Origin of the sequence: Bartonella sp. 1-1C (assembly GCF_002810325.1) — a bacterium.
Taxonomy (GTDB): Bacteria; Pseudomonadota; Alphaproteobacteria; order Rhizobiales; family Rhizobiaceae; genus Bartonella; species Bartonella rochalimae.
Genome location: NZ_CP019489.1, coordinates 860,796 through 874,430 on the forward strand (window position 1 = coordinate 860,796; position 13,635 = coordinate 874,430).

Below are 13,635 nucleotides of genomic sequence, written 5' to 3' on the forward strand. Positions count from 1 at the left end.
AAGCGCTTGACTAGAAACAATCATTTCATATCTCACAAATATAAAATAGTTTCAGGTAAATTAATGAGCTTAGAAAAGCATATACTCCACCGTACAAAAAATGAAGAAAAATTACCTTTTTCATCTGACATTATATGGCATGATGCTCATAAAAAAAATGAGAATAATCAATTTAAAGGTAGTGCACTCATCCAATATTTTGTCAAAAATCTCCCTCATAAACCAGGGGTTTATCGGATGCTCAATGAAAATGGTGATATTCTCTATATTGGCAAAGCACAAAACCTCAAAAAACGTGTTTCACATTATACTCGTGAACATGGACACAATAACCGTATTACACGTATGATTCGTGAAACAAATCATATGGAATTTGTTGTTACCCATACAGAAACAGAAGCACTCCTTTTAGAAGCTAATTTAATTAAAAGATTACAACCACGTTTTAATGTTTTACTGCGTGATGACAAAACTTTACCTTATATCATTATCACGGATGATCACCGAGCACCTGCACTGTATAAACACCGTGGTGCCCGAACACGAAAAGCTCATTATTTTGGTCCTTTTGCTTCTTCGGAAGCGGTTACACAAACAATTAATGTTCTACAACGCGCCTTTTTATTACGAACCTGCACTGATTCAGTCCTTGAAAACTGTACACGGCCTTGTTTGCTTTATCAAATTAAGCGCTGCTCAGCTCCTTGTACACATGAAATTAGCAGTAGTGATTATTTACAACTTGTCAAAAAAGCAAAAGCTTTTCTTTCAGGAAAAAGTCAATCAGTTAAAAATGATATGGTTCAAGCTATGCATAAAGCTGCAGAAAATCTTGATTTTGAGCGTGCTATAACCTATCGTGACCGCTTATCAGCTCTTTCTCACATACAAAGCCATCAAAGTATTAATCCTCAAACTGTAAAAGAAGCAGATGTTTTTGCAATTGCACAACAAGAAGGAATGACTTGTATTCAAGTATTTTTTTTCCGTATGGGGCAAAATTGGGGAAATCGTTCCTATTTTCCAAAAGCAGATCCCTCTTTTTCCAGCTCCGAAATTCTAGCAAGTTTTCTTATACAGTTTTATGATAATAAGCCAATTCCAAAGCTTATTCTTTTATCTAATACAATTGACGAAGAAATACTTCTCACTGAAGCATTAAGCCTGAAAGCAAACCATAAAATATCTCTATCTTTACCAAAACAAGGAGAACGCAAAGCTCTCGTGAATCATGCTTACACAAATGCCTATGAAGCACTCCAACGCAAGCTTTCTGAAACATCAGCACATAAAAAATTCCTTTGTAATATCGTTAAAACATTTCAGCTATCCCATACTCCACGCCGTATAGAAGTCTATGATAACTCACATCTTATGGGAACTAATGCAGTTGGCGTAATGATTGTTGTTGACCAAACAGGTTTTGTCAAAAATCAATATCGTAAATTCAATATTTGCTCGACCGATATCAAACCTGGTGATGATCTTGGTATGATGAAAGAAGTAATTGAAAGAAGATTTTTACGCCTTCTTAAAACATATGGTTTACCTAACAAAAATAAAAATATTGGCTATGAAGATTCTTATCCTCTATGGCCTGATCTTATCTTAATTGATGGAGGGCAAGGACAAATAAATATTACTAATACGGTATTATCTGAATTAGGTTTAGATGATTTTATCACAGTAATTGGCATAGCTAAAGGCCCTGACCGGAAAGCTGGTCTAGAACGTTTTTTTATGAAAGGGAAGCAACCTTTTACACTCCCCCCACACGATCCTATTCTTTATTTTCTACAACGCCTACGCGATGAAGCACACCGTTTCGCAATTGGAACTCATAAAGCAAAACGAAAAAAAGAAACATTCAAAAATCCACTTGATGAAATTGAAAACATAGGCCCTACGAGAAAGCGTGCTTTGCTTAACTATTTCGGAAGCTCTAAAGCAGTTTCCAGAGCATCTGTTGAAGACTTAACAAAAGTTACAGGCATTTCTAAAGAAATTGCGTACAAAATTCATAATTATTTTAATAAAAAATAAGGCTTGTTTCATAAGCTTTGCCTTGTTACTTTTATACAATACATTATACTCTAAAAACTGAAAATTGCTCTATGAAAAATCATACTTTTTCTTTTCCTAATATTCTAACTTATGCACGAATCATTGCTGTACCATTGGTTGTAGCGTGCTTTTTCTTAGAAGGTCGCCTACAATCAAGTGATATTGCTCGTTGGACTGCTGTTTCTATTTTTATTATTGCATCTATTACCGACTTTTTGGACGGCTATCTTGCCCGTATTTGGCAACAAACCTCTAATATTGGTCGCATGTTGGATCCAATTGCAGATAAACTTCTCGTCTCTGCCTGCCTACTCTTACTTGCTGCAGAAAGTACTATCGCCGGCTGGTCACTTTGGGCAGCGATTATTATTCTCTGCCGAGAAATTCTTGTCTCTGGACTACGTGAATATTTAGCTGAGTTAAAAGTGAGTGTTCCCGTCTCTCGTTTTGCAAAATGGAAAACTTTTGTACAAATGATAGCTATTATATTACTCTTAGCAGGACCTGCTGGTAATAAAATAATTCCTTACACAACAGAATTCGGCATTACTATGCTATGGATTGCAGCTCTGCTTACATTATGGACAGGATGGGATTATTTCCGCGCCGGTTTGAAACATGTTATCACATAAAAAAAATAAACGACGAGATTACAATATGAATAAAGACTCATTATTCTAAATAATAAGACATTTACCATTGCTTAAGCTGATACAGAGAACATTTGGAAAATAATGCAAATATATAATTAAAATCTAATAAACTAGAAAAATACCTTTTTAAATATAGCCATACCAACATGCTCTTTTTAAAGTAATAATTTTGCTCGAAAAGTCCCTCAATATATTTCGGGACTTTTCATTTGCTAAATGGTCTTTTGTTAACCAACAATTTCAATGTCAGAAAACCAATAAGCTATCTCCGTTTTCGCAGACTCAGCACTATCTGAACCATGGACAGAATTTTCACCAATCGATAAAGCATGCACTTTACGAATTGTTCCTTCCTGTGCATCAATAGGATTTGTGGCTCCCATAATTTCACGATTTTTAATGATTGCATTTTCTCCTTCTAAAACCTGCACAACAGTTGGACCAGAAGACATAAATGTTACCAACTCTTCAAAAAATGGACGCCCTTTATGGATAGCATAAAATCCCTCTGCTTGCTGTCGACTCATCCACACGCGCTTAGATGCGATAATATGCAATCCGCCATCTTCAAGCATTTTTGTAATTGCCCCAGTCAAATTACGGCGCGTTGCATCTGGTTTAATCATCGATAAAGTGCGTTCTACAGCCATTTGGTTATCTACCTTTCTTTCATTTAAAAACTATCTTCACTTCTCTATAACAAGTAAAGAACTTTCTACCAAGTAACGGTAAGAAAATCTGTATTAATTTTCAATTATATAATTCTTTTTGAGATCATAACCTTCATATAATAAAAATATTAGTAGTAATTTATCCTAATAACCATATCATCATTTTTCCTTCAAAAATTGAATAAATGAGCTTATTAGAAAATCATGTAAAGGAAACTTTTCACTATGTTGGTCTTGAATGATATCACAATCCGAATGGCTGGATACCTTTTGATTGATCGCGCTAATATTGCAATCCCTTCTGGCTCAAAAACTGGATTTGTTGGGAATAATGGAACTGGTAAATCAACTCTTTTTCGTGTTATTACAGGTGATATTTCTCCTGAGAATGGTGAAGTTCTCATACCACAAAAAGCGCGAATTGGTTTAGTTTCCCAAGAAGCACCAACAACCGAGCAATCCTTGCTCGAAACTGTTTTAGATGCAGACAAAGAACTTATTAATCTCATCCGTGAATCAAAAACAGCAACTGACCCAATACACATTGCTAACATTCATACACGTTTAAGTGATATTAACGCTCATTCGGCAAAAGCACGCGCTAGTAAAATTCTTTCTGGTCTAGGATTTGATCCTCATACACAACAAAAACCTCTATCCTCTTTTTCTGGTGGATGGCGCATGCGCATTGCATTGGCAACTGTACTTTTTACTGAACCTGATCTTTTACTCCTCGATGAGCCAACAAACTATCTTGATATTGAAGGAACTTTATGGCTCATCGAATATATACACCAATATCCTCATACAACTATTCTCATTAGCCATGATCGCGACTTCTTAAATAAGACTGTTAACTCTATCATGCATCTTGAAAATAATAAGCTTACCTTCTGGCGTGGTAATTATGATCAATTTAAACAGCAAAAAGCGGAAACTACTAGATTACAACAAAAAGAACAGGCAAAACAAGAAGCACAAAAAAAACATATGGAGGATTTTATTAACCGTTTTCGTGCAAAAGCAAGTAAATCGCGACAAGCACAATCACGTCTTAAAGCACTAGAAAAACTTAAACTAATCACACCTTGGGAAACAAGATATAGTCAATCTTTCACTTTTCCGATAGCTGATAGACCTGTAGCCTCCCCTATTATTGCATTATCAAATATAAATATTGGTTATGAAAAAGGGAAACCTATTCTTAAAGAACTAAATTTGAGAATTGATAATGATGACCGTATCGCTCTCTTAGGTTCAAATGGAAACGGTAAATCAACTCTTGCCAAATTACTCGCAGGCCGTCTTCAACCAGAACAAGGAACAATAACACTCGCCCCCCATCTAAAAATTGCCTTTTTTACACAACATCAATTAGATGATCTTATACCAGAACAAAATGCAATAGAACATATGCGCTATCTAATGCCAGAACAGTCAGAAACCAAAATACGCTCTACATTAGCACAGATGGGACTATTAACAGAAAAAATGATGGTAAAAGTTAAAGAGCTTTCAGGAGGTGAAAAAGTACGCTTACTTATGGGACTTATCGTTTTCAAAGGTCCCCATCTTCTTATCCTCGATGAACCTACCAATCATCTTGATATTGATAGTCGTGAAGAACTAATCCATGCACTCAATAATTTTAATGGAGCAGTTATCCTCATTTCTCATGATCGTTACCTTATTGAAGCAACAATGGATCAATTTTGGCTTGTGAAAAATAAAACTGTTCTACCTTATAAAGGTGATATCAACACTTACCGCGTAGAAGTTCTTGGCTTCTCCCCCAAAAAAGAAACAAAAACTTCTCCTAAAAAAGAACATTTTCTTTCTAAAAATGAGCAAAGAAAAATCAATGCGCAAAAACGCTCTCTTCTTGCACCATTACGCAAACAAATCGCTGAAACTGAAACAGTGATAAATTCTCTTCAAAAACAAATTAAACAACTCGATGAAGAATTAATCCCTGCTTCTTCCCATAATCAGTTCTCTGAAAAAGCAAAAGAACGTGCTAAAGTAATGAAAAAACTGGAAGAAGCTGAAACACTCTGGTTTGCCTTATCTAATCAATATGAAACCCAAAATCATACAAAAACATAGCTCCCCTACCATTAGCTTTCCTGCTTGGCGGAATAATAGCTTCATAGAAAAGATCTTTAAAAATTTCTCATACAATAGAAACTATAATCAACAAAACAAAGTGAAATCTTAGAAACTATAGCGTAATCCTACAATACCTTGAAGAGACTGTTCTACCTTATGCCCTTTGAGATAATGAGTTTCAGCATAAAGCGATAAATTTTCACCAATAAGACTATGCAAACCAATTCCTAATTTACCTGCATCCCTCGACAAATCAGTGATAAATTTATGCTGATTATTAATTGTCGTATGATTTCTATCTATATATTCACGTAACCAAGCCGTTGTTATATAAGTCATTAAGTGAGCGTCATCATTCAAATTAAACTTATGACCAACAGATAATCCAGCTTCACTGCGCAATGAAGTAGAACTATTCACATTACCAACCATCTGATTAGAAAGCTTTACTTCCTTATCCGAAACACGGACTCCTGTTAGTTGAGTATAAGGCTGTATCCAAGTATCTGATGCTACATTAAAATAATATCCTGCTTCAAATGAAGTCCCTATTGCCCATTGGTTATAATCACCTTGAACACCCAAACCATTTGTCGAAATAGCCTTTAAATTATTTGTATAATAATTATATTTTAAAACGCTATCTAAATACCACCCTTGATTATCAAAATAAGTTGCATAAGCCCCAGCACTATAAGTGTCCATATTACTGACACCGCCTCGTGCATGGGTAATACGCGCTTGATCATAACTCCCAAAACCACCGATGTAAAAATCTCCTTTCATCAGTTCTTGCAGCCAATCAACACCTAATATTATACCTGTCTGATCAAGTCTAAAATGCGTATGACCTGTAGCCAAACGATCGCGACCCTTGATCCCATATGTCCATAAAGCCGTATTCTTCTTGTTCCTTCCTAAAAGACCTCTTCCAACACGCAAACTTTGCAACTCATTATTAAAAACAAGTTCAGAAGCTACTGCCAAAGATAACATTGCATCTGTCGATGGGGTCGTAGACGGAGTTGGTGTTGGCAACGGATCTAAATCTGGATTTGGATCTGGATTTGGATCTGGATCTGGAGCAGGAGGAGTTGGCTTATCAAAATGATCTGCTGCTAAATACCAAATCTTGCTAGAATCATCTTGTCTTTGTTTTAAGGCATACATATAAGTGCCACCGTCAACAGCATTAATCTTTACACCAGAAAGATCTACTAGAGTAAAATGAGCACCTGCACTTTTATCAGTAACCAAATCACGGTGCTGTGAAAGAGGATTGGTAATTTCAGCACCTGAATCAGCTACGCTTATCATGTGATGACCATCACCACTTTCAATAAAAAGATAATCACCGCGATCCTCTGCAATAGTGGTATTAAATCTAAAATGTAAACTTCCTAATTCACCAGAAAGATTCTCAATATGAAGATGAGAATAACGGGGTTGAGCTTGATCAGGAATAAAACTAACAGTTCCCCGACCACTTAATTTCTTAATCAAAGCGCTATCTTCATCACGTGCACTAATAACAAATAATTCTGTATCTTTCCCATTTAAAATAAAGTTTTCTATTGTAGATTGATGCTCTTTATCTCCAGCATAAAGAAGAAACTTTCCAAAATCATTAATTGCTGTATCTCCTTCTAATGTTGCACCCGCATATGCCCATGAACTCGCACGATCATTAACAGTTAGACCATATACATAACCACCTTTATAGATCTCTTGCACAGCATTATCATTTAAAGTAACAGTAATAGCTGTACCTTCTGCGGAAACGCGCTGTCTTCCATCCCTAAAAATTTCAGTATTTACTGCAGTACCACCCTCTTCTTGATCACTTTTTGCATAAAGATTTTGTATGCCTCCTTCCATCACTTTCGCATTCCATACCACCTCGCTTCCAGATACATTCTGTTCTTCTCTTATATAACCTTGACCATAAGGAAAAACTTTTAAATCATTTGAAGATGTAGATAGCAATACCGGTACAGGTGCTTTCACTTTTGTATCGATATTAGAATTAGATGAAACAGCTTGTACAAGAGAAATATCTATGACTAGCATCGCAGAAATTAATTTATAGCGCATTATTCAAACTCTACTCTTAAAAGTTGGCGAATTCACTAGCCTCAATCACTATAAAACATACCAAAAATCGAGACTGAGGCTATTTTTTTAAAAACTGTAACGCAATCCTAAAACACCTTGAAGTGATTGCTTTGTTCTCTTCCCCCTGAGATAATGAGCTTCAACATAAAAATTCAAATTCTCACTAATAAAACTATTCAAACCAATACCAAGTTTTCCAGAATTACCAGATAAATCAGTCTTAAATTTATGCTGTTTATTAATTATTGTGTGATTATTATCTATATATTCACGTAACCAAGCAGTCTTTATATAAGTCATCATTTGAGTGGATGTACCTGAACTCAATTCATGCCCTATAGACATCCCAATTTCGCTACGCAACGAAGTGTATGGACTAATATCACCTGTCATTTCATTAGAAAGTTTTACTTCCTTATCCTCAACCTGCAACCAAATTAACTGACCATAAGGTTGAACCCAAGTATCTTCCGCTAACTTCACATAGCGTCCCGCTTCAAATGAAGCACCTATCGCCTTCTGATTATAATCACCTTTGATATTTATACCGTTCGTTGAGATGGCGTGAAGATTATTTTGATAATGATTATATTTTAAAACGCTATCTAAATACCAATCTCGATCACCAAAATAAGTCACATAAGCCCCAACGCTATAAGTATTTACACGACTAATACCACCCCGAGCATGAACAATATCTGATTGGCCATAACTGCCAAAACCACCAATATAAAGTTGTCCATTCATTAGATCGCTTAACCAATCAATTCCTAGCATTATACCAGTTTGATCTAACTTAAAATTCGTATGACCTGTAGAAAGATGTTCTTTACTCTTGATCCCATATGTCCATAAAGAAGTGTTCTTTTTATTTCTTCCTACCAAACCCCTTCCAGCACGCAAACTTTGTAACTCATTGTTAAAAATAAGCTCGGGAGCTACCGCCAAAGACAATAACACATCTGTCGATGGTGTCGTAGACAGAGCAGATGTAGATATCGGATCTAATATTGGCAACTGTTCCTCTATTGGCAATTGTTCCTCTATTGGCAATTGTTCCTCTATTGGCAACTGTTCCTCTATTGGCAACTGTTCTTCATTATCTTGATTAATCACTTGATTAATCAATTGTGTGGACTCTTGTTCTCCTAAATCTTCTAGATCTTCTAAATCTTCTAGATCTTCTAAATTAATATCTTCTTCTAGAGGCAAATGACCCGAGTAAGCTGGAATCTCTTTATTAACATCAATCTGTTGTCCCGATGTATACGGAATCACTTCAAAATCAGGAATTTGTGATTGCTCTGAATTCAAGACTGGAGAACCACTCAGCACTGGATAACCATCCACACCACTATCATGAGACTGTAAGACACGTTTTCGACTTTTTGGTTCAGCACTTTGATCGTTCTTATATAAAATGGCTGAAGAACCAGAAGCCTGCAATTCCTCCAAACTCAGTGCTCGAGAACTCTGCTCAGACTGTCTCACATGCCGAGGAGGACGAGATCGAGGCTCTGAAGATTTAGGAGAATTTTTGCGACTTTTTGATTTACTATTATCCGTTTTACCATTAGAAGTAGATGATAAATCTAAATTTGGTTTTTGAATTAAACGTTTGGAAGGAGCACTTATATGACGAGGTTGACCAGTCTCTGCAGACAAAGCCCAAACTTTCCAATTTCCACTTTTGCTCCTCTGTTGCAAAGTATACATATAAGTTCCGCCATCAACAGCACTAATCGGTGTACCTGCACTATTTGCTAAAGTGAAACTTGCTCCTCCATTTTGACTTGTATCGGTAACTAAATTGATCTCAGAAACATGTCCATGCCTTTGCGAAAAAGAAGCTGCAATCTCACGGCCAGAATCGGCAATACTTATTGTATGATTGCCTGAGCCATTTTTAATTAATATATAATCACTTCCCTCCCCAACATCACTAATATTAAAATTGAAATGTAATTTTCCTGAAAGCTTCCCAACATTAAGTTTAGAATGACGTTTATCATATTCAACAGAAGAAAAACCTACTGTTCCACCATTCCCACCTAAATCTTCAATCGTAACCTCAGAACTACGGCTGCCATTCTGCATACCAATAGAAAACAATCTTTCAGGACTTCGCCCTTCGATAGTAATATCTTCTTTTGTAATATGACCTCGATCATCACCAGCATAAAGACAAAGACGCCCTTGACCATTAATTCTTGTTGCCCCTGTCAAACTTGCACCAACATATACCCATGATTGCGCTTGATCTTGAATCGTTAAATTTTTCACTGTCCCACTAGGATATACAACTTGACGAGCGTTATCCTTCAAGGTAACTCCTGAAGCTTCACCTCCTGCTAAAACAAACTGCCTACCATTCGAAGAAACTTCAGTATCTGATGCAGAACCACCTTTTCCTGTTTTTCCTTTATAAATGTATTGAATCCCCCCTCCCATGATTTTTGTATTCCATGCTTCCCCACCATCATATAGATTTTGTTGCCCGACACTTCCATTTATACCAGAAACCGAAGATTCATATGCACTACTTCGCTTACTCACTATACCTAAAAGTCTATTGCTTTCTTCAAAAACAAACTGCAAACCACCCTTAACTTGAGTGTTCATTGCAGTGGCTCCACGCGTAATGACCTGTTTTCCACCTTTACCAACAATGGCATTCATTGAGGTTCCATTATTTTCAACAATCTCAACACCTCCCTCTTCAATTTTGGTATTCATACTGATACCCTGAGTAACAATTGAAGAGTTTTTCAATACCTTTCCCTGTGTAAGAATAGAGGAAAAAGCTTTTATTACTTCACTTAAATCCAAAGATTCATCAGACATCTCCTGCATTTTCTCCCGCGCGTTCACACTTTGTATGAAAAAAGTACTGACCATTAATACTGAAAAACTTAATTTATAATATTGCACGATCTACACTCCATCACTGAAAGCTAGATTAACGTCCCCTGACTATCAAATAGCTCATTCTATTATATCATAATGTATTTTACATATATCATAATGTGCTTTATATTACAACATAATAATATCTCAAAAAGAGCGATGATCATAAATAATGTTGGATTATCAAAATAATAAAAAGAAAAATATATGCAAATTATGCATTTCACAAAACAATCAAAATGAATTTAATAAACAAAATTGATCTTGCATATTAGAATACAAAAATATCTCAACATCTATATCTTCTCAAAAAGAGTTTTCTGATCATTAATATCTGGTTTGTAAAAAATATAATTCCAAAATGATCAGAAAACAAAACAGAGCGAGATCTTAGAAACTATAGCGTAATCCTACAATACCTTGAAGAGACTGTTCTACCTTATGCCCTTTGAGATAATGAGTTTCAGCATAAAGCGATAAATTTTCACCAATAAGACTATGCAAACCAATTCCTAATTTACCTGCATCCCTCGACAAATCAGTGATAAATTTATGCTGATTATTAATTGTCGTATGATTTCTATCTATATATTCACGTAACCAAGCCGTTGTTATATAAGTCATTAAGTGAGCGTCATCATTCAAATTAAACTTATGACCAACAGATAATCCAGCTTCACTGCGCAATGAAGTAGAACTATTCACATTACCAACCATCTGGTTAGAAAGCTTTACTTCCTTATCCGAAACACGGACTCCTGTTAGTTGAGTATAAGGCTGTATCCAAGTATCTGATGCTACATTAAAATAATATCCTGCTTCAAATGAAGTCCCTATTGCCCATTGGTTATAATCACCTTGAACACCCAAACCATTTGTCGAAATAGCCTTTAAATTATTTGTATAATAATTATATTTTAAAACGCTATCTAAATACCACCCTTGATTATCAAAATAAGTTGCATAAGCCCCAGCACTATAAGTGTCCATATTACTGACACCGCCTCGTGCATGGGTAATACGCGCTTGATCATAACTCCCAAAACCACCGATGTAAAAATCTCCTTTCATCAGTTCTTGCAGCCAATCAACACCTAATATTATACCTGTCTGATCAAGTCTAAAATGCGTATGACCTGTAGCCAAACGATCGCGACCCTTGATCCCATATGTCCATAAAGCCGTATTCTTCTTGTTCCTTCCTAAAAGACCTCTTCCAACACGCAAACTTTGCAACTCATTATTAAAAACAAGTTCAGAAGCTACTGCCAAAGATAACATTGCATCTGTCGATGGGGTCGTAGACGGAGTTGGTGTTGGCAACGGATCTAAATCTGGATTTGGATCTGGATTTGGATCTGGATCTGGAGCAGGAGGAGTTGGCTTATCAAAATGATCTGCTGCTAAATACCAAATCTTGCTAGAATCATCTTGTCTTTGTTTTAAGGCATACATATAAGTGCCACCGTCAACAGCATTAATCTTTACACCAGAAAGATCTACTAGAGTAAAATGAGCACCTGCACTTTTATCAGTAACCAAATCACGGTGCTGTGAAAGAGGATTGGTAATTTCAGCACCTGAATCAGCTACGCTTATCATGTGATGACCATCACCACTTTCAATAAAAAGATAATCACCGCGATCCTCTGCAATAGTGGTATTAAATCTAAAATGTAAACTTCCTAATTCACCAGAAAGATTCTCAATATGAAGATGAGAATAACGGGGTTGAGCTTGATCAGGAATAAAACTAACAGTTCCCCGACCACTTAATTTCTTAATCAAAGCGCTATCTTCATCACGTGCACTAATAACAAATAATTCTGTATCTTTCCCATTTAAAATAAAGTTTTCTATTGTAGATTGATGCTCTTTATCTCCAGCATAAAGAAGAAACTTTCCAAAATCATTAATTGTTGTATTTCCTTCTAATGTTGCACCCGCATATGCCCATGAACTCGCACGATCATTAACAGTTAGACCATATACATAACCACCTTTATAGATCTCTTGCACAGCATTATCATTTAAAGTAACAGTAATAGCTGCACCTTCTGCGGAAACGCGCTGTCTTCCATTCCTAAAAATTTCAGTATTTACTGCAGTACCACCCTCTTCTTGATCACTTTTTGCATAAAGATTTTGTATGCCTCCTTCCATCACTTTTGTATTCCACACCACGCCACCTTCATATACATTCTGTTCTCCTAGTATATCACCTTGACCATGAATGATAGTACCATCAGCAAAACTCTCTGTTATTTTGCCTCCAACATCACCTTTCCCATAAACAAACTGTTTACCACCATAAATTTTCGTCCCCTCTGTTTTTCCCCCATACTTAACCTGTTGTTGTCCATTTGTGTAAATAATAGCATTTCTTGAAAAACCTTGTTTACTGTTGAAAGTAACAACAATTTCAACACCATCACTTTCAATTTTAGTACCTTCACTCAAACCACCTCCATAAACATAAAGCTTTCCAGAATTTCTAACTATGTTATTGATTGACTTACCTGGATTATCTTGCTGACCATCATTTCCAACATAGATTTCAGTATCATTCTCTATTACAAAATTTTTTAAAACTGCTCCATCTTCAATAATAGTGACGTCGCGTTTTCTAGCGATCTCAGTTTTTTTTTCTTTCTCATTATCATACTGATCATAAACAACACTTCCCCTATAGCTGCCATCAAATCTCTGCATTTCATTCTTATCTGCATTTGCAACTCCCACAAAAGAGCTACTGATCATAAGAACCCAATAACCTAACTTCCATTTGTATTGCATAACTACATCCTTACTATTACATCTTGAACAAACTACTGGAAAGTAAATAGCTCTGCAAAAGTACATTTCAACCATAACCCATCAAAAATTGCCAAAAATGTAAGGTGTACAAACCTTTAATAGCTTGTGTTTTAAAATACAAAACCATCCCATTAACACTCTATAACAAGCGTCTTTCAACAAGCATATATTTTTATTGCTTTATCTTTTCAGGAAATATTTTTCAGAGTTAAACAATATACATTTGATATTTTTTAAACATCAAATTATTCATTCTTATTATTAAGTAAAAAACATATTGTACATAAAACTAGAATTTT

General features: G+C 35.7%; 7 protein-coding genes. 3 read left to right on the forward strand and 4 right to left on the reverse strand.

Features of this window, described 5'->3' with window-relative positions:
• Positions 1–63: 63 nt before the first annotated feature.
• Complete coding sequence (uvrC, locus tag B11cv2_RS03855; RefSeq protein WP_100693395.1) at positions 64–2,043, forward strand: excinuclease ABC subunit UvrC; 1,980 nt, start codon at positions 64–66, stop codon at positions 2,041–2,043.
• 71 nt (positions 2,044–2,114) lie between these two features.
• Positions 2,115–2,696, forward strand: coding sequence for a CDP-diacylglycerol--glycerol-3-phosphate 3-phosphatidyltransferase (pgsA, locus tag B11cv2_RS03860; RefSeq protein ID WP_078688659.1), 582 nt, complete (start codon positions 2,115–2,117; stop codon positions 2,694–2,696).
• Between the two features lie 248 nt (positions 2,697–2,944).
• On the opposite strand, the gene ndk is transcribed toward pgsA, so the two are convergent.
• Positions 2,945–3,367, reverse strand: coding sequence for a nucleoside-diphosphate kinase (gene ndk / locus B11cv2_RS03865; protein WP_100693396.1), 423 nt, complete (start codon positions 3,365–3,367; stop codon positions 2,945–2,947).
• 246 nt (positions 3,368–3,613) lie between these two features.
• Here ndk and B11cv2_RS03870 point away from each other — a divergent pair, with 246 nt between their 5' ends.
• Positions 3,614–5,494, forward strand: coding sequence for an ABC-F family ATP-binding cassette domain-containing protein (locus B11cv2_RS03870; RefSeq protein WP_199570321.1), 1,881 nt, complete (start codon positions 3,614–3,616; stop codon positions 5,492–5,494).
• A gap of 108 nt (positions 5,495–5,602) precedes the next feature.
• Here the strand turns inward: B11cv2_RS03870 and bafA (B11cv2_RS03875) are convergent, their stop codons facing one another.
• From bafA (B11cv2_RS03875) to bafA (B11cv2_RS03885), 3 genes are all read right to left on the reverse strand, one after another.
• Positions 5,603–7,591 carry a BafA family autotransporter gene (gene bafA, locus B11cv2_RS03875; protein ID WP_100693397.1) on the reverse strand — a complete coding sequence of 663 codons (1,989 nt, stop codon included), beginning with the start codon at positions 7,589–7,591 and terminating at the stop codon, positions 5,603–5,605.
• 87 nt (positions 7,592–7,678) lie between these two features.
• Positions 7,679–10,456, reverse strand: a complete 2,778-nt coding sequence (gene bafA, locus B11cv2_RS03880; RefSeq protein WP_158521546.1) for a BafA family autotransporter — start codon at positions 10,454–10,456, stop codon at positions 7,679–7,681.
• Between the two features lie 453 nt (positions 10,457–10,909).
• Positions 10,910–13,315 carry a BafA family autotransporter gene (gene bafA / locus B11cv2_RS03885; RefSeq protein ID WP_100693399.1) on the reverse strand — a complete coding sequence of 802 codons (2,406 nt, stop codon included), beginning with the start codon at positions 13,313–13,315 and terminating at the stop codon, positions 10,910–10,912.
• Between the last annotated feature and the right edge of the window lie 320 nt (positions 13,316–13,635).